This window comes from Ruegeria sp. HKCCD7628, assembly GCF_057221005.1.
In genome coordinates this window covers 342,206-365,894 of the sequence record NZ_JBWVBA010000001.1, presented here as the reverse complement: position 1 = coordinate 365,894, position 23,689 = coordinate 342,206, and the positions used below count along the sequence as shown (strand labels likewise).

Annotated in this window: 19 protein-coding genes; 8 read left to right on the top strand and 11 right to left on the bottom strand. The window is 58.1% G+C overall.

Annotated elements, in window-relative coordinates; translation table 11 throughout:
- Positions 1–480, bottom strand: coding sequence for a hypothetical protein (locus AC2TAD_RS01795; protein WP_209194490.1), 480 nt, complete (start codon positions 478–480; stop codon positions 1–3).
- A 96-nt stretch (positions 481–576) separates the two neighbouring features.
- On the opposite strand from AC2TAD_RS01795, the gene trkA reads away from it, so the two are divergent.
- The 4 genes from trkA to hflX all read left to right on the top strand — a co-directional run bounded on the left by trkA (position 577) and on the right by hflX (position 5,128).
- On the top strand, positions 577–1,953 hold the full coding sequence (gene trkA / locus AC2TAD_RS01790; RefSeq protein ID WP_480865664.1) for a Trk system potassium transporter TrkA: 1,377 nt from the start codon (positions 577–579) through the stop codon (positions 1,951–1,953).
- The gene (locus AC2TAD_RS01785) at positions 1,953–3,491 is read left to right on the top strand and encodes a TrkH family potassium uptake protein (protein ID WP_170752841.1); all 1,539 of its coding nucleotides are present in this window, start codon (positions 1,953–1,955) and stop codon (positions 3,489–3,491) included. Before trkA ends, AC2TAD_RS01785 begins: the two co-directional genes overlap by 1 nt.
- 126 nt (positions 3,492–3,617) lie before the next feature.
- Positions 3,618–3,857, top strand: coding sequence for an RNA chaperone Hfq (gene hfq / locus AC2TAD_RS01780; RefSeq protein ID WP_005982826.1), 240 nt, complete (start codon positions 3,618–3,620; stop codon positions 3,855–3,857).
- Positions 3,857–5,128 (top strand): GTPase HflX, encoded by a 1,272-nt coding sequence (gene hflX, locus AC2TAD_RS01775; protein WP_480865663.1) that lies wholly within the window; start codon positions 3,857–3,859, stop codon positions 5,126–5,128. Before hfq ends, hflX begins: the two co-directional genes overlap by 1 nt.
- A gap of 3 nt (positions 5,129–5,131) precedes the next feature.
- Here the strand turns inward: hflX and AC2TAD_RS01770 are convergent, their stop codons facing one another.
- From AC2TAD_RS01770 to hemB, 4 genes are all read right to left on the bottom strand, one after another.
- Positions 5,132–5,527: an SgcJ/EcaC family oxidoreductase gene (locus tag AC2TAD_RS01770; protein ID WP_480865662.1), complete on the bottom strand. Its 396-nt coding sequence runs from the start codon at positions 5,525–5,527 to the stop codon at positions 5,132–5,134.
- 108 nt (positions 5,528–5,635) lie between these two features.
- Entirely contained in the window at positions 5,636–8,098 is a 2,463-nt protein-coding gene (locus tag AC2TAD_RS01765) for a penicillin acylase family protein (RefSeq protein WP_480865661.1), read from the bottom strand.
- A 169-nt stretch (positions 8,099–8,267) separates the two neighbouring features.
- On the bottom strand, positions 8,268–8,840 hold the full coding sequence (locus AC2TAD_RS01760; protein ID WP_170354336.1) for a lipid-binding SYLF domain-containing protein: 573 nt from the start codon (positions 8,838–8,840) through the stop codon (positions 8,268–8,270).
- 139 nt (positions 8,841–8,979) lie between these two features.
- Positions 8,980–9,978: a porphobilinogen synthase gene (hemB, locus tag AC2TAD_RS01755; protein WP_480865660.1), complete on the bottom strand. Its 999-nt coding sequence runs from the start codon at positions 9,976–9,978 to the stop codon at positions 8,980–8,982.
- Positions 9,979–10,098: 120 nt separating this feature from the next.
- Here hemB and AC2TAD_RS01750 point away from each other — a divergent pair, with 120 nt between their 5' ends.
- Positions 10,099–10,623 carry a component of SufBCD complex gene (locus tag AC2TAD_RS01750; protein ID WP_209194497.1) on the top strand — a complete coding sequence of 175 codons (525 nt, stop codon included), beginning with the start codon at positions 10,099–10,101 and terminating at the stop codon, positions 10,621–10,623.
- Positions 10,624–10,644: 21 nt separating this feature from the next.
- Positions 10,645–14,103: a transcription-repair coupling factor gene (gene mfd, locus AC2TAD_RS01745; protein ID WP_480865659.1), complete on the top strand. Its 3,459-nt coding sequence runs from the start codon at positions 10,645–10,647 to the stop codon at positions 14,101–14,103.
- A 136-nt stretch (positions 14,104–14,239) separates the two neighbouring features.
- Here mfd and AC2TAD_RS01740 read toward each other — a convergent pair whose 3' ends face one another.
- The 4 genes from AC2TAD_RS01740 to AC2TAD_RS01725 all read right to left on the bottom strand — a co-directional run bounded on the left by AC2TAD_RS01740 (position 14,240) and on the right by AC2TAD_RS01725 (position 19,412).
- The gene (locus tag AC2TAD_RS01740) at positions 14,240–15,898 is read right to left on the bottom strand and encodes a tetratricopeptide repeat protein (RefSeq protein WP_480865658.1); all 1,659 of its coding nucleotides are present in this window, start codon (positions 15,896–15,898) and stop codon (positions 14,240–14,242) included.
- A 56-nt stretch (positions 15,899–15,954) separates the two neighbouring features.
- Positions 15,955–17,163, bottom strand: coding sequence for a multidrug effflux MFS transporter (locus AC2TAD_RS01735; RefSeq protein ID WP_480865657.1), 1,209 nt, complete (start codon positions 17,161–17,163; stop codon positions 15,955–15,957).
- Between the two features lie 75 nt (positions 17,164–17,238).
- Positions 17,239–17,898: a DsbA family oxidoreductase gene (locus AC2TAD_RS01730; RefSeq protein ID WP_170354330.1), complete on the bottom strand. Its 660-nt coding sequence runs from the start codon at positions 17,896–17,898 to the stop codon at positions 17,239–17,241.
- Positions 17,895–19,412 carry a class I adenylate-forming enzyme family protein gene (locus tag AC2TAD_RS01725; protein ID WP_480865656.1) on the bottom strand — a complete coding sequence of 506 codons (1,518 nt, stop codon included), beginning with the start codon at positions 19,410–19,412 and terminating at the stop codon, positions 17,895–17,897. Before AC2TAD_RS01725 ends, AC2TAD_RS01730 begins: the two co-directional genes overlap by 4 nt.
- Positions 19,413–19,477: 65 nt before the next feature.
- On the opposite strand from AC2TAD_RS01725, the gene AC2TAD_RS01720 reads away from it, so the two are divergent.
- Positions 19,478–20,101 carry a helix-turn-helix domain-containing protein gene (locus AC2TAD_RS01720; protein ID WP_170354328.1) on the top strand — a complete coding sequence of 208 codons (624 nt, stop codon included), beginning with the start codon at positions 19,478–19,480 and terminating at the stop codon, positions 20,099–20,101.
- Here the strand turns inward: AC2TAD_RS01720 and AC2TAD_RS01715 are convergent.
- The gene (locus AC2TAD_RS01715; protein ID WP_170354327.1) at positions 20,090–20,326 is read right to left on the bottom strand and encodes a hypothetical protein; all 237 of its coding nucleotides are present in this window, start codon (positions 20,324–20,326) and stop codon (positions 20,090–20,092) included. The genes AC2TAD_RS01720 and AC2TAD_RS01715 overlap by 12 nt on opposite strands.
- Before the next feature lie 468 nt (positions 20,327–20,794).
- Positions 20,795–22,609, bottom strand: coding sequence for an extracellular solute-binding protein (locus AC2TAD_RS01710; protein ID WP_480865655.1), 1,815 nt, complete (start codon positions 22,607–22,609; stop codon positions 20,795–20,797).
- 292 nt (positions 22,610–22,901) lie between these two features.
- Between AC2TAD_RS01710 and AC2TAD_RS01705 the strand changes: the two genes are divergently transcribed.
- Positions 22,902–23,675: a 3-hydroxybutyrate dehydrogenase gene (locus AC2TAD_RS01705; protein WP_480865654.1), complete on the top strand. Its 774-nt coding sequence runs from the start codon at positions 22,902–22,904 to the stop codon at positions 23,673–23,675.
- Positions 23,676–23,689: the final 14 nt, after the last annotated feature.

Below are 23,689 nucleotides of genomic sequence, written 5' to 3'. Positions count from 1 at the left end.
TTAACCTGCCTGGCCAGGTGTGATGATCTGGAAAGAGCCATCGTCAAATTTGACGAAACAGGACTCGGTGCTCAGGGGTGGTAGTTCGGTTGTACGAACGGCGGGCACGCGGCTTTTAACGCTTTGCTTACAAGGCGGCAGGCTGATCGGGCGATAACCTTTGGCGGCCATGCACTGTGCTTCGACCGTGTTGCGCAGGCCTTGGTTGACATCGACTGTGTAGATCTGACCAGGTTGCCACCAACCGCCTGTGCGGTGGCATCGACCGCGGCTGTCGCAATATGTTCGCCCGGGCCAATAAGTCGGCGGTCCCTGACGAACCTGATTGGCGACTGGCGCATCATTCAGGGCCTGCACCTGACATTGCGTCGTCTCGGTCTGCACGCGCGATACACTTTCGCCCTCGCGATAGTACATCGACAATGGCCCGCATGCGGTCAGGACTGTCAAAGGAATGAGTAAACGAATTACTGTTTTCATGGATTTAGAATGCCCTGACCTCAGGGATTTTACAATTCAATTGACCACTTCGGGACCATCTGTCATTCAAAACGTTCAGGCAGAAGGGCCCACGATATGAAGGTCATCATTTGCGGCGCTGGCCAAGTAGGCTGGCAGATTGCACGGCATCTGTCGGGCGAATTGAACGACGTGACGGTAGTGGACAATAACCCTGATCTTGTCCGCAGGGCTACTGAAACGCTGGACGTTCAGGGCATTGCCGGCTTTGCCAGCTACCCGGATGTCTTGGAACGCGCTGGTGCGCGTGACGCCGAGATGATCATCGCCGCGACCCATTCGGACGAGGTGAACATGGTCACCTGTCAGATGGCGCATTCCGTTTTTTCAATTCAGCGCAAGATCGCGCGTTTGCGGTCAAAATCCTACCTGCAAGCTATTCACTCAGATCTCTACCGTCGGGATCACCTGCCTATAGACGTCGTAATCAGTCCCGAGCGCGAGGTGGCCGCTGCCGCCATGCGCCGCCTTTCGGCGCCTTCGGCATTCGATACCGAGATGTTCATGGATGAGAAGGCACAGCTTTTGGGCATCCGTATCGATGAGGATTGCCCGATCGTGAACACGCCCCTGAGGCAGCTGACGGATCTGTTTTCGACCCTCAGTTCCATCGTTGTCGGGGTGCGGCGCGAGGGTACGTTGTTTGCGCCGGAATCCGAAGATCAGCTGTTCGTTGGTGACGAATGCTATGTCTTTGCCAATGTCAAAGACGTGGACCGCACGATGGAGGTTTTCGGCAAAGCGCAGAGGAAACAGGATCGCGTGGTGATCGTTGGAGGCGGCAATGTCGGGCTGGAAGTCGCGCGCACATTGGAAGAACGCGAAAGTCGTGTCCGCGCCAAGATTATCGAGCGGGACCGCAGTTGTGCAGAACAAGCCGCCGAAGCATTGGAACGGACAATTGTTCTGAACGGCGATGGTCTGGACGCTGCACTGCTGCGTGAGGCCGGGATCGAACGGGCGGATGCCATGCTGGCCGTGACGGATGACGACCGCGCCAACATGTTGGCTGCCGTGCGAGCCAAAGCTGAAGGATGCGCATTGGCGATTGCTTTGATCAACGACCCCAGCATGGTCGCGCTGATGGGGCCGCTTGGCATTGATGCATATATCAACCCGCGCGCGACAACGGTCAGTTCGATCCTGCGCCATATCCGGCACGGACGGGTGCGGCAGGTCTATTCGATTGGGGACGCCGAGGCCGAGGTGATCGAGGCCGAAGTCCTCTCGACCTCTCCAATGGCCGGGCAAAGGCTACGCGACATTGACTTCCCGGAAGGTGTTCTGGTGGGTGCGGTCCGCAAGGGCGATGAGTTGGTGCGTCCCTCGGGCAGTCTGCGGATCGAGGAAAAAGACGTGGTCGCGATCTTTGCGATGGCCAAGGAAGTGCCAGAGGTCGAGCGCTTGATGCAGGTTTCGATTGATTTCTTCTGATGGCGCGGGTTGTTGCACATCAGATCGGACTGGTGCGGCGCTTGCCGTTGTTCTTGCTGATCTGGGGCATCGCCGCAGTGTCGATGTGGATACCTGCGGCTTATGCGCTGGCTTTGAATGACCACGATACCTCGCGGTCGTTCTTCTACTCTGGATTACTGGGTTTGTTCGTGGTGGCCACGATTGCGTTGGCCTCATCCAATCGTATTCCTCGCCGGGGAACTCTTGGGCAATTGGCCGTGCTTCTTGGCTGTTTTACCGTTCTACCGTTGTTTTTGGCGATTCCTTTGCATGATGCGCTTGGAAACACCACTTTTCTGAACGCCTATTTCGACATGGTCAGCGCCTTGACTACCACGGGGGCGGATATCTTCCCTGACCCCGAACGGTTGAGCGCCCCACTGCATCTGTGGCGGGCCCAAGTAGGCTGGATGGGCGGGTTGCTGATGTGGATTTCGGCGGCGGCCATTCTTGCGCCGTTGTCGCTGGGCGGGTTCGAGGTTACGGCACGTGGTCAGCCGGGACGTCCTGTGACAGGCGTGGCGCAAAGTGAACGTGTTGATCCGCGTGGCCGTCTCATCCGCGTAACCCGGACGCTGACCCCGGTTTATGCCGGGTTAACGCTGGTGATCTGTTTGTTGCTGCTGATTACCGGGGAAACCGGCCTGACCGCGATCTGTCATGCGATGTCCACGATGGCGACGTCGGGTATCTCTCCGGTCGGGGGATTGGAAGGAGCGCAGGCTGGGATCACTGGTGAGGCGATCATCTTTCTGTTCCTTTTCTTCGCGTTGTCGCGTCTGACGTTTTCCACCGATACGGCAACAACCGGGTATTCGCGGTTGGACAAAGACCCCGAGTTCCGGATCGGCCTTATGATCGTTGTCGCTGTCGCCGCACTGTTGTTCACCCGCGTTTGGGCCGGAGTGAATGAAATCGGCAACCAACTGACGCCGGTTCAAGCGCTCAGTGTGATCTGGGGGATGGTTTTCACAGTATTGTCCTTTTTGACCACCGCTGGGTTCGAAAGTGCAAACTGGAACGATGCGCAACAGCTGTCGGGGTTGGGGACTCCGGGCCTTGTTCTGTTGGGAATCGCGCTGATTGGCGGTGGTGTCGCGACCACGGCCGGAGGGGTCAAACTGCTGCGTGTGTTTGCTCTTTACCTGAATGGTGCGCGCGAGATCGACAGGCTGATCTACCCGTCTTCTGTTAGCGGGGTCGGGGGCGGAAATAAGCGCATCCAAAGCGACGGCGCCTTTATTGCGTGGATCTTTCTGATGATGTTCGCGTTGACGGCTGCATTGTTCAACATGTTGTTGGCGGCAATGGGCGCGGGGTTCGAGCAGGCGATGGTTTTGACAGTTGCCGCCCTCAGCACCACGGGCCCTCTGATCGAATTGGCGACTGACGTGCCCATCAGACTGGTTGATCTATCGGGGGGCGCAAAGCTGACAATGTGCGCCGCCATGGTGATTGGACGGCTTGAGACGCTGGCAATTATCGCCTTGATCACACCGTCCTTGTGGCGGGACTGAGAATCAACACTCGTGTTAATGATTGATTTTTCATCTGGAAACTCGGTTAACGACACTCCATACTCTGCCAGAGGGAGCGCGTTGGTCCGCAGCGCGTAGCAAGAACAATGGCGAGTTTATAAAAATATGGCTTCGGACAGACAGAATCTGCAGGACGCGTTCCTGAACAATGTACGTAAGGCAAAGGTCCCGGTCACAATTTTCCTGATCAACGGTGTGAAATTGCAAGGTGTGATCACGTGGTTTGATAACTTTTGCGTGTTGTTGCGCCGCGACGGACAGTCGCAGCTGGTTTATAAGCACGCGATCTCGACCATCATGCCATCACAGCCGATCAACCTGTATGAGGGCGAAGACGCCTCTTGATGGAACATGACAGGACGCGCACCCGGGCTTGGGTGCTGCATCCGGAAATCAAGTCAGATGAACAGCGCCGTGTCCCTGAACCGGCGCTGGCAGAAGCGGTTTCTTTGGCCGCTGCTTTGCCCGGCCTTGACGTGGTCGGGTCAGAAATTGTGCGCTTGCCGCGGGCGCAGGCCGGTTTGTTGTTCGGCAGTGGCAAGATTGAAGAACTGGCCGAGCGGCTGCACGACAACAAAATCGAACTGGTGCTGATCGACGGTCCGGTGACGCCTGTCCAGCAGCGCAACCTTGAAAAGGCGTGGAAAGTCAAAATCCTCGACCGGACGGGGCTGATCCTCGAGATTTTCAGCGACCGCGCCCGGACACGTGAAGGTGTTCTACAGGTCGAGATGGCCGCACTCAGCTATCAACGGACACGATTGGTACGCGCCTGGACCCACCTGGAACGCCAGCGGGGCGGTTTGGGTTTTGTCGGCGGCCCCGGCGAGACGCAGATCGAAGCCGACCGGCGCGCCATTGACGAACAACTTGTTCGCTTGCTGCGGCAATTGCAGAAAGTTGTCAAGACACGCACCTTGCATCGTGCGGCCCGTGCCAAGGTGCCGTATCCTATTGTGGCGCTGGTGGGTTATACAAACGCGGGCAAGTCCACTTTGTTCAACCGTCTGACCGGTGCCGAAGTGATGGCCAAGGACATGCTGTTTGCCACGCTTGATCCAACTATGCGCCGGGTCGAACTGCCTGATGGTCCCGAGGTGATCCTGTCGGATACGGTGGGGTTTATCTCGAACCTGCCGACCGAGCTGGTGGCTGCCTTTCGCGCCACGTTAGAGGAAGTCCTGGGTGCCGATATCGTCGTCCATGTCCGCGACATCAGCCACGAAGAGACTGAAGCACAGGCGCAGGATGTCGAAACCATCCTGACGTCTCTTGGGGTCGAGGATAACCGCCCGCGTCTGGAAGTTTGGAACAAGATCGATCTGTTGAACCCCGAAGAACGCGAAGCGGCTGTTGCCCGTGCGGATCGTGACCCTGAGGTTTACGCGATTTCGGCGGTCACAGGAGAAGGCGTTGGCCCGCTTTTGGCCGACATCGCGACCAAGCTTCAAGGGGTTCGACACGAAACGACGCTGTTGCTGGGCTATGCCGAGGGTGACAAGCGGGCATGGTTGTTCCGTCAGGACGTGGTTCGGGCCGAAAAACAGACCGAGGATGGTTTCGAACTGACCGTTCTATGGACGGACAAGCAAGCCGCGCAATTCGCAGCGCTTTAGGCGTTATTTCCCGTCGATCTGGCGTTGATAATCGTCGGTGTCGAACCATCCCAGCGAAGTTTTCACCTTGTGGTCCTCGGTCAATTCCCACTCTTCCCAGCCGCGGGTGATGACATGGTTGCCGGTTTGCGCGTGATGACCTTCCAATGTCCAAACAAAGATGGCGTGACTACCTGCCCATCGCATCATGTCGCAGCGCACCTCGAGGTCAGGAAAGTCTGCGTAGAACCCGCGCGCCATTTCAGCAACTGCGGCCCGTCCGACAATCGGATCTCCTCGGTTTATCGTGATTTGCCCATCAGGAGCGTAAAACCGTGCCACTTCGTCAGGGTTGCCTGAACTCCAGGCAATCGCATAGTCGCGCGCGAGATTGTTCAACCTATCCCGAATGCTGGCCATAAATACCCCCAAACCAAATGTCTTTGCCTTAGGCGAGGGTACGGCAAAACCACCGCTTTCGTCCACGCAAGCTGAAAAAAGGGGCAAGGTCTTGCCGAACAGGGGAAATTAGCGCGGGATCAGGTTGGTAACGCCGACCGCAGCCGCGCGGGCGAGATCCAGGTCCAGCGACATCGGAATATACTCTCCGCGGCGCCACAGTTGGGCTTGGTCATCATAATAGCGGGATAGAAAATGACCCGACTGACCGGTTGCCGTTATAAAGACCGAACTGTCGGGGTCGGCAAAATCATAGACGCCCCGATATCCTGCACCATGAACGTTCTGGAACGGGTCCGGCCCTTCGCCCGAGGTGCGCCCGCGTAGCAAAGTATTGTCGCCGCCGCTGGTGGATTGGCGGATATTGACGAAGAACCGCAGAACCGGGACCGAGCCCAGAACCGGGTGATCATGGGTCGCCTGATGCGCATCGCCCCAGCGTAAGGACTGTAGCGCGCCGCCGTATTTCTCGGTGATCCAGATCAGCGCATCATCCAGTGCAAGGCGGGCCATATCACTACATGTTTCCGTTGGTGCGCTTTGCCGAACGTCGCACCAGACCGCCGCGCCATCAATGTTCCGATAGACGCGTTCGATGAACAGCGGCTCGACATGTTTAAACTCTGCCGCAATCGGCCCCAATTCGTCCGAGATCAAACGGATCTGAAGCGCCCGCAGCCACGCCGCATAGATCAAAGGTTCAGGCAGATGTTCGTTCATCTCGCCATTCCACTCGGCCAGCAAATTAAGTGCAATCTGACGTTGCCGTTCTGGTGTACCTTCGGGGGCCGAAGCTCCAGTGAACCACAAATCTGCCCCGATCAGCGGCAACAGGGACCGGGCAGTGAAGCTTACGGTGTCCAGCTGTGCCTCGATAAAGCTGTCGCGCGTATGGACCTCGCGCGATTGCATCAGCCTTTCCCATCTGTGAATGCGTTGGGTATCGCCCCATTCATACGACACATGTCTCGGAAATGGGCGGTTGATGACCTTGTTGTTGGTATTACCTAGGATACCGCCTGCAGGGGCCACGAATTCGGGGTTATCGCCATAGGGCAGACGTCCCTGCCAGCGGTTCTCGTTCAGCCAACCCGGTGTTGGAATGCGTCCCCGGCTTTGGTTTCGCAGGTCGCGGCGGGGCATCGCACCGATCAGTTTCATACCAATGGTATCCGTATCGACCAGCGAAAGGTTCTGGGACGGAGCAATGAAAAGCTCGGCCGTGTCAATCGCCTGTCGCACTGTGTCCGCATTCATCAGCGCCATTGAAGCAGACATCGAGGTATCCTGCGCGCTGAGCGCAGTCCACGACAACGACGTTACATGCCCCGGAGGCGTGATGGTTCCCAAGTCAAAGTCACTGCCGGGCAGGACAGGTCCGTTCTCTGTCCAGCGCAAGGTCAGTGTAATGGGCGCTTCGTCCTTTATTTCTATGATCGATGGACGGCTGCGGAACTGTTTGAAACCGTCAGGCGTCAGGTATTCTTCAGGGTTGTCGGGGTTGAGCTGTTCGATATGTATGTCCTGGTCGTCCAGATAGGACGATGTCAGCCCCCATCCCAGACGATCGCTGCGCCCGGTCATGATTGCCGGAACGCCGGGGATACTTGCACCGATCACCCCACCCTTGGCCAGTTGCAGACGGGCCAGATACCAAATACCTGGCGCTGTAAAGCCCAGATGCGGGTCATTGGCCAGCAAGGTGCCCCCGATGGCCGAACGTGAAGGTGCGGCGCTCCAGGCGTTGGAGGCTCCGGCCAGTCCGCGCTTGGGAAATGGTGATAACGGGGTATCGGGCCTTGGGGTTCCCGCCGCGTAGCGGGGAACGCCGGGAAACAAAGTTGCGTATTCGGGTAGGGCTGCGATCCCCGACCCCGGAACATCGGGTAAAATATCAGCCAGTCTTTCGGCATCGTTCAGCATTAGCGATGTGCGCGCCCGCAGCACCTCATCCTCAAGATGTCCGGACAGTTGCAATGCCATCAGCTTGATGACCGCTAGGCTGTCGCCGGGTTGCCAAGGAGAGACCGACGCGTTGAAAAGGAACATCTCGGGTGCGCCGCGACCCAACGCGCTTTCGTTGATCTCGGCCAGACGTGCGTTTACCCCCGAGGCATACGCCCGCAGGGCCGCTTTGGTATAGTCGTCCTGAACCGTGACCGAACGATGGGCCAGCCCGTACAGGTCCAGTCTGCGCAACAGTTTGTCGATGTGAACGGTGCGTGCGCCAAAAACCTCGGATAAACGCCCCTGTGCCGTTCTGCGCAGAACGGTCATCTGCCAAAGCCGGTCCTGAGCATGCGCATAGCCCAGCCCAAAGAACACATCCGGGTCAGTCGCACCCAATATATGAGGAACATTTGCAGTGTCGCGGACGATCTCGACCGGGGCTGTCAGGCCCTGAACTTCGACCGTCTGATCATATTCCGGCAAGGATTGACTGGCCAGAAAATACACCAGCAGGACAGCGGCCAAAGTTAACAGAACGAGGCCCGATGCGATACGCACCAGCCAGCGAAATACTATAGCCATCTGCGGTCCAATTTCCTGTTCATCCGTCGAATGGCGCAAGAGTAAAGGAACCCATCGCGAACCGAAAGAGCAGCGCGGGCAGTTTGTTCCACTGCGCCGTTACGAAACGCAAACCCCGCCGCTGACCGGGGTCAGGGCGGGGCGAAACCGGGGGTCTCCGGTTCGGGTCTTACGGAATGATCCGTGTGTATTTCGTGCCTTCTACGGTGGCGCCAATCTGCAGGCCGGCTTGGCCAAATACAGCAGCCAACACGGGTGAACGCAGTGTTGTTGTGTCGGTCGAAAGGCTATCGCCCTGATCGCTGACCACATAGCCGATATCGGCCCCAGCGGTCCAACCGCTGGAACGGCGGAAATCGTTTAGCGCGTCTTGCGTCATGAAGAACAGGACATGTGCATATTGCTGCGCCCCGATCTGCAACCCGGCGGTGCCTTTGACTGCCGAGTAGTAATCGACAGTGGCACCGTTGATACGCAGTGCGCCGCGGCCATATCCGCCACCAAATACAAATCCGGCCTCTGTTATCAGCGGCATGACCAGCATGCCGTTGGCTTTTTCGGCGATCTCAACCGTGTTTGGGTAGCGCGCGTACATTTCGGTCAAGGTCGCATCGACACGCGCATCAATCGTGGCTGCGTTCGAATTGCCGACACCGTTGCCGCAAGCGGCAGTCAGGGTCAGGCCGGCCATGCCAATGGCAAAGCCACGACGGCTTAGTCGGGGGGAGTTGGAACTGCTCATGTTTTTTCTCTGTATAACTGCCTGAATTGTCGGGTGTTCCCGATCTTATCTGCAAGGATACGCCGATTGATTCTGCGTGTCACGGGAAAGCTGGCCCCGTACCGATCACAATCGGCGAAAATTCGCGACAATATGTCTTTTAACCTTGCAACAGCTTAGCGACCGCGGGTGCGAAATAAGTCAGTATGCCGTCGCAGCCCGCGCGTTTGAATGCAAGCAGGCTTTCCAGCATCACTTTTTCCCCGTCGATCCAACCGTTCTGCGCCGCGGCCTGAACCATCGCGTATTCACCCGAGACCTGATAGGCATAGGTCGGTGCCCCGAAGGTGTCTTTTGCTCGGCGGCAGATGTCCAGATAGGGCATCCCGGGTTTGATCATCACCATATCCGCGCCTTCAGTCAGGTCGCGTTCAATCAACCGCAGGGCCTCGTCCGAGTTTGCCGGGTCCATCTGGTAGGTCTTTTTGTCCCCGGTCAGCGCGCCTGAGGCACCCACCGCATCGCGGAACGGACCATAAAAGGCGCTGGCGTATTTGGCAGCATAGCTCAGGATCATCACATTATGGTGCCCTGCCGCTTCCAAGGCCTGACGCATAGCCCCGATCCGACCGTCCATCATGTCCGAAGGGCCGATGATGTCTGCTCCGGATTCGGCCTGCGCCAGCGTCATTTTGACCAATGCCTCGACGGTCTGGTCATTCACAATCTCGCCATCTACGACATAGCCGTCATGGCCATTGTTGTTGTAGGGGTCCAGCGCCACGTCGGTCATCACTGCGATATCAGGCGCCGCTGCCTTGATGGCCCGTATTGCCCGGTTGGACAGATTGTCAGGGTTCCAGGCTTCGGCACAGTCCTCGGTTTTCAGGCCGGGATCGGTGTAAGGAAATATGCAGATTGCCGGGATTCCAAGCGCCTGTGCCTCGACAGCGGCCTTTGCGATCAAGTCGACCGAGCGGCGGACGACGCCGGGCATCGATGGAACGTGCTCTTCCACACCCTCTCCATCGCGGACAAAGACCGGCCAGATCAGATCATCCGTGGTCAGAGTGTTCTCGCGCACTAACCCGCGTATAGCTGGCGATTGACGGGCCCTGCGAAAGCGGGTCTGGGGATAGGGGGCGATGGTGGGTTTCATGTCGCACTCTCCTTGAATATTCCCGCATTGGGTGGCATGAATTCCGCGTAGTCTCAAGGGTAACGATGGACGCGCCGGTGCGAAGAGGGTCCCTGGTGACAGTGAACAAGGGGCCGATGCGTGAACTTATACTCTTCGATCTTTGAAGTCATTGACATGCGCAGCTTTTCCAATCTTTGGTATTGGATCGTGCTGGCGGTGCTTTGGTCTTCAGCTAGCCACTGGGCGATGGGGGTTCCGTTTGATCTCGTTTCGCGCGCCCGTCGCAACGGAGGTCAGGCCGAGCAGGATCTGTTGGATATCGTTCGGATAAACGTTAATCGGCTGATTTACATCGTCGAGGTTTCGGGACTGGTTATTCTGGCGTTTGGCTGTTTCTTTTTCACAGGTCTGGCTACGCTTGGCTTTTATTACGGGATTGAACTTGCACAGGCGGTATTCTTGTTGTTGTTTCCGGTCGGTTTGGTCATGCTGATCAACATCTCGGCGGCTCGTAAGTTGCAGCGAACCGAGGTTGGCCTTGAACCGGTTGCTAAAATACTGACCCGGTGCAGGATTTATACGCAGATTGTCGGAATGATTTCGATCTTGATCACCTCGCTCTGGGGTATGTATCAGAACTTTTCGATTGGCGTTCTGGGATAGAGAATTCGGAAAGGCAGGGCGATGAAGGCTCCGAACCATGTCACGGTTGGCGGCGCGCCCGAAGGGTTTGACGCGCAGCTTGTCCTGAATGAGATCACCCGCTCGGGCGGACCGGTATGCCATGTGGCGCGTGATGACAAACGGCTTGAAGCGATGCGCGCCGCGCTGGCGTTCTTTGCGCCCGATATGCCCGTCTTTGTATTTCCGGGCTGGGATTGTCTGCCCTATGACCGCGTCTCGCCCAATGCCGATATCGCCGCCGCCCGTGTGGCGACGCTGGCCGCGCTGGTGCATCAGATGCCCGACCGGTTCGTGCTGCTGACCACGCTGAATGCCGCCACCCAACGCGTGCCCGCGCGCGAGGTTCTGCGCGAGGCCGCGTTTACCGCCCGCGTCAATCACCGCGTGGACGAGGCCGCGTTGCGCAACTTCCTTGTCCGCATGGGTTTCACCCAAAGCCCCACGGTGATGGAGCCCGGCGACTATGCCATTCGCGGCGGCATCATCGACATCTTCCCTCCGGGCGAGTCCGGCCCCGTGCGTCTGGACCTGTTCGGAGACGTTCTGGACGGCGCGCGCCGGTTCGATCCCGTCTCGCAGCGCACCACCGAAAAACTGGAGGTGGTGGAACTGGCCCCGGTCTCCGAGGTTATTCTGGACGAGGCCGCCATCACGCGTTTCCGCCAGAACTATCGCATCGAGTTCGGAGCGGCGGGCACCGATGATCCCCTGTACGAGGCGGTCAGCGCAGGGCGCAAACATCAAGGCATTGAACACTGGCTGCCCTTCTTCCACGACAAGCTGGAGACGCTGTTCGACTACCTTCCCGAAGCATCGATCACCGTCGATGATCAGGTCACACCCGCGCGTCTGGCGCGGTGGGATACGATTGCCGATCAGTATGAAACCCGAAAACTGGCACTAGCCAACCGATCCCGCATGGACACGGTCTACAAGCCGACCCCGCCCGGATTGCTCTATCTGGACGATACGGCTTGGGAGGCTGCGGTCGGCGATCGTCGGGTGATGCAATTCAGCCCTTTACCTAAGGCCAGCGGGCCGGGCGTGATCGACGCGGGCGGGCGGATCGGACGCAACTTTGCACCCGAACGGCAGCAGGAAAGCATCAGCCTGTTTGGGGCTTTGGCCGCGCATATCACCGACAAGATGGCCAAAGGCCCGGTGCTGATTGCGTCTTATTCCGAAGGCGCCCGCGAACGCCTGACCGGTTTGATCGAAGACGAAGGTCTGGCCGAGGCGATCCCTGTCACCGATGGCACCCGCGTCGGTAAACGGGGCCTGCATCTGGCCGTCTGGGCGCTGGAGCATGGGTTTGAGACGCCCGACCTGACGGTCATTGCCGAACAGGACGTGCTGGGCGACCGCCTGATCCGCCAACCCAAGAAGCGTCGCAAGGCCGAGAACTTCCTGACCGAGACCCAATCCCTAACCCCCGGCGATCTGGTCGTCCATGTGGATCACGGCATCGGCCGCTATCAGGGGATGGAGGTCGTCACCGCCGCCGGCGCCGCCCATGAATGCCTGCTGCTGGAATACGCCGAACAGTCGAAATTGTATCTACCGGTCGAAAACATCGAGTTGCTATCGAAATACGGCCATGACGAAGGTCTGCTGGACCGTCTCGGCGGTGGCGCATGGCAGGCTAAAAAAGCCAAGCTGAAAGAGCGTATCCGCGAGATGGCGGATAAGCTGATCCGCATCGCCGCCGAACGCGCGCTGCGCAAAGCACCGGTGATGGACCCACCGCCCCACGCGTGGGAGGAGTTCAGCGCGCGCTTTCCTTATCAGGAAACCGACGACCAGCTGCGCGCGATTTCCGAAGTGATGGAGGACATGCATTCCGGCGCGCCGATGGATCGACTGATCTGCGGCGATGTGGGCTTTGGCAAGACTGAGGTCGCCATGCGCGCCGCCTTTGTCGCCGCCATGTCCGGCGTGCAGGTGGCGGTGATTGCGCCGACAACGCTGCTGGCCCGCCAACACGCGGCCTCGTTCAAAGACCGCTTCCGGGGGTTCCCGCTGGAAGTGCGCCAACTGTCGCGGTTCGTGTCCGCGAAAGAAGCGCAGCAAACCCGCGACGGGCTGGCACGCGGCACAGTCGATATCGTGATCGGCACCCACGCACTGCTGGCCAAGGGCATCCGTTTCAACAATCTGGGCCTGCTGATCATCGACGAAGAGCAGCATTTCGGCGTCGGCCACAAAGAACGCCTGAAACAGCTGCGCAGCGACATCCACGTCCTGACCCTGACCGCGACGCCGATCCCGCGCACCCTGCAGCTGTCTCTGACCGGCGTACGCGACCTGTCAATCATCGGCACGCCACCTATCGACCGCCTGGCCATCCGCACCTATGTCAGCGAATTCGATGCGGTCACCATCCGCGAGGCGCTGCTGCGCGAACATTACCGTGGCGGGCAGAGTTTCTACGTTGTCCCGCGTATCTCGGACCTGCCCGAGATCGAAGAGTTCCTGAAAGAGCAACTGCCTGAACTGACCTATGTTGTCGCCCACGGTCAGATGGCGGCGGGGGAACTTGATGACCGTATGAACGCTTTCTACGACGGCAAATACGATGTGCTGCTGGCGACTACGATTGTGGAAAGCGGGCTGGATATTCCGACCGCAAACACGATGGTCGTACATCGGGCCGATATGTTCGGCCTGTCACAACTCTATCAAATTCGCGGCCGGGTGGGGCGCTCAAAAACCCGCGCCTATGCTTACCTGACCACCAAACCGCGTAAGAAACTGACGGCCACGGCCGAGAAACGCCTGCGCGTTCTGGGCTCGCTGGATACACTGGGGGCCGGGTTCACGCTGGCCTCACAGGATCTGGACATTCGTGGCGCTGGCAACCTGCTGGGCGAGGAGCAATCGGGTCAGATGCGCGACGTGGGCTATGAACTCTACCAGTCCATGCTGGAAGAGGCGATTGCCAAGATCAAATCCGGAGAGATGGAGGGGCTGTCCGACAGCGATGACCAATGGGCGCCGCAGATCAATCTGGGCGTTCCCGTCCTGATCCCGGAAGACTACGTACCCGATCTGGATGTGCGTTTGGGTCTTTACCGTCGCTTGTCCTCGCTGTCGACCAAAGTTGAGCTAGAGGGCTTTGCGGCCGAGTTGATCGACCGGTTCGGCAAACTGCCGAAAGAAGTGAACACCCTGATGCTGGTTGTTCGCATCAAAGCCATGTGCAAACGAGCAGGTATCGCCAAGCTGGACGGGGGGCCGAAGGGCGCGACCATTCAGTTCCACAACGACAAGTTTGCGTCTCCGCAGGGGCTGGTTGAGTTCATTCAAAACCAGCGCGGCATGGCCAAGGTAAAGGACAACAAGATCGTTGTGCGGCGCGACTGGAAGAATGATGGCGACAAGATCAAAGGGGCTTTTGCCATCGCTCGTGATCTGGCCGAGAAAGTCATCGCCCAGAAAAAGAAGGCCAAAGCAGGCTGATGCCGGTGCAGGGGGCGCTGCCCCCGCCGCGCGTGCCGCGCGACTCCCCCGAGGTATTTCGGACAAGATGAACAAGGGATCCCAGTTTCATCTGGCTAAAAATACCTCCGCCGGAGGCATCGCGCGTCAGCGCGAATTAACTGCGCATCGCGGCTTGGGCGCAGAAACACGAGGCTGCGACTGCCCGATCTGCCCGAGCCAAGGCAAGGTCCAACCGTTGTCTGATCTGTTGGATTTCGACCGTTTCGTTCCGCGCCTTGAGGCAATCGTGTAGGCCCTTGAGGCTCCAGACGTTGTCCGGGTGGATCGACGCGCGGCTGAGTGTGCCGCCAAGGCCAAGGTCTTCGCGATAGATGGCCTCGGCTTCGGTCACGTGGCCTTGTTCGAACAAAAGAGCGCCTAGCGCATGACGGGTGGGCTGCATCCAGCCCCACGGCTCGTCATAGGGCAGGTTGTCGTCCAATTCGACCGAGCGGCGCAGGTGGGCATAGGCCGCGTCGAAGTTTTCCTTTCGGTATTCGATCTCACCCCGCAGCATTTCGTGGGCGATCTCCAGCAGGTCTACAACACGGTTGTTGTGCATCAGACGAGTTTCGGGGACGCGGGCTTTGGCTGATAGAAAGAGTTGTTCTTCGGTTTCGGCCTCGGCCACGTCTCCGGTCGCGGCATAGGCAATCGCGCGGGCGTAAAACGTGGTCGCAGTCAGTGTTCGATATAAGTCGGGGTCCGAGGGCAGCTCCAGCGCTTTGGCCTCATCCCATCGACCAAAGCGGATCAGGATATGAGGGCCCATGGACATATAGCTTTCGAAGTAATCGGCCATGGGCGGGCTTTCGATGCGCAACATGTCTTCGGGTGTGGTGTCCCAAAGGCCCTGATTGGCGCGCAGGGCAGGTTCCATCTGCCCCAGAAACAGCGCGCCGTAGATGACGAAGTGGTAGTCGTGCTGACGGTAGCCTGTGTAGATATTGAACGCGCCTTCGCGTTCATAATACTTTAAGTCGGCCTCGATGGCCTTTTCGTTCCAATGAACCACATTGTGATAGTGGCCGCATAGTACGTCTATATGGGTGGGCATATGCACCAGATGACCCGCATCAGGGACCAGAGTGCGCAGGACATCGCCCGCTTTCAGGGCTTTTTCAGGGGTCGGAGACATCTCCATCAGATGCACATAGAGATGCAGAAGCCCGGGATGGGACATGGCGGCGGGATCATTGGCCATGGCGTCTTCTAACGCCTTTTGCGCTTCGATCGTGGCGGCACCTTTGGCGGGCTGGCCGGTTTTCAAGTCCCACATTTGCCAGGGGGTCAGGTTCAGCAGCGCCTCGACATAGATCGTTCGCAGGTCCAGGTGATCGGGCTGTGCGGCAAAAGCGTGGCGCATAGCGTCGGCGAAGTTGTGGTCCCAGACATGCATGTCGGGGATCGGATCGCGCTGAGGATACCGCGCGGGCAGGGCGTGGATCAGGGCTTGCTCGACTGGTGACCCACTGTCTGCCAAAGCAACCGCCTGCTGTGTCGCGTCATAGGCCAGCACCAGCGCCTTTTTCTGCCCTCGATTATCGCGCAAATCCCAGGGCAGGTTGTAATTTGGCCCTGCCGCATAAGCGATCCCCCAATAAGCCATCGCACAGTCGGGGTCGGCATCGGCAGCCTTTTGAAAGCAAACGACCGCTTCGTCATGGTTATAGCCATAGGTCCAGTTTAATCCGCGGTCGAACCACAGCTGTGCCTCGGGTGAGGTGGTGGTGACCGGGCAGGAATATGTGCCCAAATCGTAATAATCGCTCATCGGAGTCTCCCCTCGGGTTGGGAGAAGCCTAGCGCGATTTCAAAGTCTTGCACAGATCAGGCAGGCAGTCGGTTTTCGATCCGCCCCATATGCAACATCAGGACGAAACCCAGTGTGCTCATGGTCAGAATGCCAGCGCCCAGCGGCAGAATTGACCCATCGAACAGCAACCCGATCGAACCGGCAATGACGGCAGCCAGAACAGTTGAGACCGCGCCGATGACCGAGGCCGCCATGCCAGCGATGTGGCCCATCGGCTCCATCGCGATGGCGTTGAGGTTACCCATGGTCATTCCGGCCATGAAGAACACCGCCGTTTGCCAACTGACGAACAGCGCGAAGGAGAGGTTGGCCGACAGGTCGAATGAATTCAGCAGCAGCACAGATGAAGTAAACAGGATCTGACCGCCCAATACCCAGGTCACGATGCGCCGCATTCCCAACCGTACCACCAGCGCCGCATTCAACAGGCTGGCCGAGCCGGACATCAGCGCGACGAAGCCAAACCAAAACGGGAAGCTATGGGCGCTGTCGTGGATCTCGCCATAGACCTGCTGAACCATTGTCAGCATCGTGAACAGCATTCCAAGGCACAGGGTCTGAACCAAAATCGACACACGGACCGAGGGATGGGCAAACATCTGATGCGCCGCATCCAGCATCAGCGGAAAGCGCAGGGGGCGGCGGTCCTCGGGTGTCAGAGACTCGGGAAGGCGTAGGCCCATCCAGACGATGGTAATCAGCGAAAACAGCATGAAACATACGAAAATGCCGCGCCATCCCGTCAAAGCGATGACACCAGCGCCCATCATCGGAGCAATCGCAGGGACCAGGGTAAAGATCATCATAGCGATAGAGACGATGCGCGCCATTTCACGCCCGGAATAGAGATCGCGGATGATGGCCATCGCAACCACGCGCGGGGCAGAACAGCCCATTCCCTGAAAAATGCGGGCGATGAGTAACATCTCAAGCGATGAGCTGACCCAAGCAACAGCCGCTGACACAACGTAAAGCGCCGAGCCCACATAGATTACGGGTTTGCGGCCAAACGCGTCTGACAACGGGCCAGTGAAGAACGTGCCAATCCCCATCCCCAACACAAACGAGGTCAGGATCAGTTGCGCCTTGTTGATGTCATCAGGGCTGAACTGCGCGCCGATATCAGGCAGCGCAGGCAGGATCGAGTCGATGGAAAAGGCGATCGTCGCAAACATCATTGCGACAAGCGCGACAAACTCTCCGCGTGACATACGATGCGCCATTGGGCCCTCCTGATCTGTTCGCGCTATCACGCGCGGTCAGGGGGCGCCAGCCATGTCGATGCACAGGGGGTTGTGCTAATTTGCAGAGGAAGCCTCAAGTTGAGACATGATGTCAGCGATTACACGTTCCCACATCTCGGGCGGTTGCGCACCGGGAACCGCATGCTGGTTGGCCACGATAAAGGTGGGGACCGAGTTCACTCCCATCTGACGTGAGTGGCTGTCGCGGTTGCTGATATCTTCCCGGTCCGCGTCTGACTTCAGCAGTTTCAGAACGACAGCGGCGTCCATGCCGATTGTATCTGCGATATCGGCCAGAACCTCGTGGTCGCCAATGTCACGGGTCTGCACGAAATAGGCATCAAACAGGGCGTCCACGGCCTGGGTCTGTTTGCCTTCGATTCCGGCCCAGTGAATAAGGCGATGTGCGTCCAGCGTGTTGGGGGTTCGCTTCATCCCTTCAAAGTCGATTTTCAGACCCGCGTTTTCGGCGTGTTCCACCACCGGCGCATAAGCGCGCACCGCGCCCTCTTTGCCACCGAACTTGCGTTCGAGGTATTCGCGGCGGTCCATACCGGCATCGGGCATGTCGGGGTTCAGTTGGAACGGGTGCCATTCGATAACGAACGGATGATCAGGGATCGCAGCCAATGCCTTGTCCAGGTGGGTCTTGCCGATGTAACACCACGGGCAGATCGGATCGGACATGATATCAAGCTTGACGGTCTGGGTCATGGTTGGCTCGCCTTGAAATAGGCCGGAAGCGCCCGGCGCAGGAGTTTTCCGTTGCCGCCAGTCGGAAGCTCGGGCAGGTGGATGAATGCGCGAGGTTGTTTGTACCGCGCCAGGTTGGCCTCCACATAGGTGCGCAGGACCGTCTCGTCCAGCTTTTCCGGCCCGGTGTAGAAGGCTGCTATCAGGAACGTGTCCTGTTTGACCTCGACTGCGGCAGCGCCGACCTGTGTGATGCCGGGATGCTGGGACAACACGGCCTCAACCTCGACAGGTGACACGCGATAGCCGCCCGCGTTCATCATGTCGTCATCGCGCCCGAGATAGGTGATCTGACCGTCTATGGCCATGGCACCCTGATCGCCGGTCAGAAACCAGTCACCCTGCATCCGGGCCTGTGCCTCTTCCGGGGCATTCAGATAGGTCAGCATCAAACCCGGATCATCGCGGTGAATGGCGATGGTGCCTTCCTGACCCTGCGGGACTGGACCATCCGGGCCCAGGATCGCCACGCGGCGACCGGGTTGCGGTTGTCCCAGCGCCTCACCCCGTGCCGGATGGTCGGGGCTGGACGAGATGAAGGTCGAGCATTCAGACATTCCGTAGGCTTCGAACAGCTCAGTCCCTGTGGCGCGCAGCCAATGCTGGTGCAAAGTTGGCGACAGCTTTTCGCCTGCGCATAAGCCGTGGCGCAATTCGGGCAAATGCAAAGTACCAGTCGATGCGACAATCTTGCGGAATACGCCCGGCGCGGCTGCAAAGATCGAGACCCTGTGGTCGCGTATCACATTTGGCAGTGAGGTAAGCTCGGTGCCGGGGTCGGGGATCAACGCGGTCGCTCCGATGGTCCAGGGGTCCATTAGCCCCGTGCCCAAGGTGTAGGTCCAGTTAAATGCACCCGCATGACAAAGTCGGTCATCCTCGCGCAGCCCATACCAGCCGTCGACCATCATTTGTCGCGCCCAGATCGCACGATGTGCATGCGCCACGGCACGCGGTTTGCCGGAAGTACCAGACGTATAGACCACATAGGCCATACGATCGGGGTCACCCATCTGGAACGCGGCGGGCGATAGGTTCCGCATCACGGCAAGGTCTGGCAGGGTGATCTGCATCGGGTGATCCGTGCATGCGACCGAGGGGTCTCGGAGCACAGCGGTGGGGTTCAGATCTTGAATGATCTTCGCCGTCTCGGGCGCAGTCAGCTGCGACGAAGTAGGAACGGGTACAATCCCAACTGCGATCGCTCCAAGATAGGCGATTGGGAAATCAACAGTATTCCCAAGGCGCATCAACGCGATATCGCCGGGATGCAAACCGGTTTGAAGCAACCCGGCCCCTGTTCCCAGAATAGCCTGTTTGAGCGCGGCATAGGTCCAGTCCTGAGGATCATCTCCGCCGATGACGGACAAGGCCGTCTTTTCCGCCAGACGATCTGCATGACGCAACACATGGGCCGCCAGATTGAAGGGCGCGGGACAGGGCGGGGGAGGGCCTTGATCAAACACAGACAGCATGGGCCTTGGCTAACGTGACGACTGCCGCGTTGCAAGCGGGACAGCCTGCCCCTATAGAATGACGCATGAGCAAAGAAGACCAGACATCGCTGATCCGCATCGCGCGCGAAACCGGAGAACACACGGAACTAGAGCCGCTGGACCTGGGTGCCCGTGTGCGCGAATTACGCAAGGCGCGCAGCTGGACGCTGGAACAGGCGGCCACGCAGGCGGGGCTGGCGCGATCGACGCTTAGCAAGATCGAGAACGGGCAAATGTCCCCTACCTATGACGCTCTGAAAAAACTGGCTGTAGGGTTGGAGATTTCGGTGCCTCAGCTGTTCACGCCTCCGCAGCGCGAACAGGTGATCGGGCGGATGTCAGTCACGCGGATGGGCGAGGGCGCGGCACACCCGACCACGACCTATGAGCATGAGTTGCTGGCCGAAACGCTGACAAAGAAGCAGATGCTCCCTTACCGCGCCCGCGTTCGTGCCCGGTCAATGGATGAATTCGACGGCTGGGTGCGTCATGACGGTGAAGAATTTCTGTATGTGCTGACTGGGGTAGTGCGGCTGTATACGGAATTCTATGAACCGGTCGAAATGCGCCGTGGCGACAGCGCTTATTACGACGGCAGCATGGGGCACAACGTCGTATCTGTCAGTGATGAGGACGCGATGATCCTTTGGGTGACGTCACTTGCCTAGCCCGCGGCTGAACTCGCGGTTCAGTCCTTCGGTGAACAGGAAGTCTTCCAGCTCTTCCCGAGCTTCATTTACGGTCAGGTGGTGGCGCTTGGCCAGATAGGCTTCAAATCCCTTGCGATCTTTGCTGAGTTGCGTCTTGTCCTGTTCGCGCAGGTTCGGAAAACGCCGTTTTGCCCGCGCGTACATCGCATCCCAGTCTTGCGTCAGGTCAGTCCAGTTCAACATCTGTTCGCATCCCGTTTTTCAGGTTCCATCGCTGCCCGGCCTTCCAATAGGTTACGAAGGGGGGGCTGCGCGGGTCGCATGACAAAATGTCGCACCCTGAGGGTGCTTTGGGCGCAATACAAAAAAGCCCGTTGCAGGCAAACCGCAACGGGCCGACGGACCGGTGTTTGGAGTGAGTGGAGGCTGGTCCGTGATTGTTGTGCGCCGCGCGGCAGGTGGAACGTTATGGTATTAAAAACAAATGAATATTATGGCCGCGCGAAGCGTATCTCTGTCAAAAGGCTACAACGCAAAGATGTATTTCGTAAAGGTATTTCTGCGATTGTCGTTAATATGATGAAAACCAAAGGCATACGCAGCTTTTGGTGGCTGGCAGTCTGCAACACACACCATGTAGGGAATGTTGCAGTTTGTGCTGATTTCCGCCGAGGGCCTTTTCTGACCTTCAGGTGCCAGAGTTGAAAGCCGCTAGGGCTCGTACCACCAAACCTGAGGCATGTACTCCGGCCCGTCGCCGTAGATTGGCAGGACCTCTGGCTGCTTCAACTCTTTGGCATGCGCAATACGCCCGACATCGAAGTTCCAAATTGGAATGACATAACGGCCAGCGGTCAGAACCCGATCCAACGCCCGTGTGGCGGCCACGAAGTCCTCGCGACTTTCTGATGCCAGCATAGCGTCGATCAACCCGTCGACAGCAGGTGACGCCACCCCCATCAGGTTGCGTGTTCCTTGCGAGTCGGCATTGTCGCTACCCCAGTACAAGCGTTGTTCATTGCCGGGCGACAACGACAGCGCTCGGCGGAAGAAGGTCATGTCGAAATCCAGATCGCCAGTCCGTCCAGTGAACTGAGCGCTGTCGACTTGTTCGATGTTGACCTGAATCCCAAGGCGTTCCAGTGCGCGGGAATAGATTTCGATTGCAGTCTCACCCTCGCTGTCGCCTTGTTGCAAGAGGACGTTAAGTGTGAATGGCTTACCTTCCGCGTTGCGCAGCATTCCATTTTGAATGGTCCACCCAGCTTCGGCAAGCAATTGGGATGCTTTGCGGATATTGGCCCTGTTGCGCGCGGATCCGTCGCCTTCGGGAAGAGAATACCCTTCAAGGGTGCCTGGCAGCAAATCCTCCTCGAATTGCAGCAAAAGCTCCTCAACCCGCCCCGTCGCCGCGCCGGGTTGCATGGCCAATTCCGAGCCTGAGAAATACGAAGTGATCCTTGGTTGGGCGCCGCCAGTGATTGTGTCGTTGATGAACTCGAAGTTGAACGCCAGCATCAATGCCTCGCGTACACGCCAATCGTCAAACGGCGCCTTGCGTGTATTTATCACAAACCCTGTCATTCCTGAGGGCTTGCCGTGGGGTATCTCGGTCTTGATGACATCTCCACGCTGAATTGCCGGGAATGTATATTGCGTGTCCCACTTGTCCGCGTTGAACTCACGAACGGCCGTCAGTTCTCCGGCCTTGAAGGCTTCGAACAGGACAGTCCCGTCGCCATAGAACTCAATCCGTATTTCATCCAAGTTCATCGTGCCGCGGCGGAAGGGAATATCTGCCCCCCAGTAATCTGGATTGCGACGCAGGTTCACGTAGCGGCCAGCCTCATAGCTGTCGACCAAATACGGTCCGGTACCTAGGGGAATGTCTTGCAACGGGGCATTCGCGAAATCCTTTCCCTCCCACTGCGCTTTTTGAAGGATAGGTCTCAGACCGGCGATCAGGGCCAATTCGCGATCGGGTTCATTGAAGGTGATCCTGACAGAGCGGGGGCCGGTCTGTTCGATACTGTCTATTTTGCCCCACAAGCCGCGATAGCGCAGGTGACCTTCAGTTCCCAATATCTCATACGACCAGATGACATCGTCTATCGTGACCGATGTTCCATCCGAGAAGCGAGCGTCTTCGCGCAGCGTAAATTCGACCCAAGAGCGGTCCGGCGCAGTGTCGACTGATTCGGCTAACAACCCGTAAAGTGTGAAAGGTTCGTCCCAAGAACGTCCCATCAGGCTTTCATGGGTCCAAAATCGCAATTGCCAAGGGGAGGTCCCTTTTTGCACAAACGGGTTCAAACTGTTATAGCCGCCGGTATTCCCGAAAACGACTTTGCCGCCTTTGGGCGCGTCTGGATTTGCATAGGGCAAAGACACAAAATCCGGTGGTAGTGCCGGGTCGCCGTACATAGCTATGCCATGGGCCGATTCTGCATTGCCTGACGCAGCGGCAAAAACAATAGTGATTCCCGTGATCACAAGGCGAACGGGACGAAGAAAATCGGGGCTCATTTTGGAAACAATCCTGCTCTGGCCTTATTTTGTTGGGATTCATCGTACCGATGATTTTTCTTATTATCAAACTTTTAGCTTGGACGAAGGCGTGGAATTGCTTATAAAGGGTGCACTGCTCGATAGGTTTCTTGCCTGTATGAAACCTGCCTCAATAACTTAACGCCCGCTTCGTGCGGGCGTTTTTTTTGGGCGGTATGCATGTCTGAAACTAAGCTTCGATGTTTCCCGTTCCCTTTGCAGGTGCAGCATGGCACTGTGCGCCCAAAGTGGTTTGCAAGGGAGAGGCGGCATGAGCCTGACGGGAAAAACGGCGATTATCACGGGGTCGAATTCTGGTATCGGACTTGGCGTCGCACGCGAGCTGGCCAAGGCCGGGGCGAATGTGGTTTTGAACTCGTTCACCGACAGGGATGAAGACCATGCCCTAGCCGAAGAGATTTCAAAAGAGACCGGTACAAAGGCGCGCTACATTCAAGCTGATATGTCCAAAGGTGATGAGTGCCGCGCCCTGATCGAGCAGTCTGGGGCCTGCGATATTCTGGTCAACAATGCCGGCATTCAGCACGTCGCACCGATTGATCAGTTCCCGGTCGACAAGTGGGACGCAATCATCGCGATCAATATGAACTCGGTCTTTCATACAACTGCTGCGGCGCTGCCGATGATGCGGCAGGCAGGGTGGGGGCGTGTGGTCAATATCGCCTCGGCTCATGGCCTGACGGCCTCGCCTTTCAAAGCGGCCTATGTGGCGGCCAAGCATGGGGTTGTGGGTATGACCAAGACGGTTGCCCTGGAGACGGCGCAGGAGCCGATCACCTGCAACGCTGTCTGTCCTGGCTATGTGCTGACGCCTCTGGTCGAGGCGCAAATCCCTGATACGATGAAGGAATACAACATGAGCCGTGAGGACGTCATCAAAAACGTCATGTTGCAGCGCCAGCCATCCAAAGAGTTTGCGACGGTCGAACAGCTTGGCGGAACGGTGCAATTCCTATGCTCGGACGCGGCGGCGCAGATCACGGGGACGACGATTTCTGTGGATGGCGGCTGGACCGCGCTCTGAGTCAGGAGTTTTTC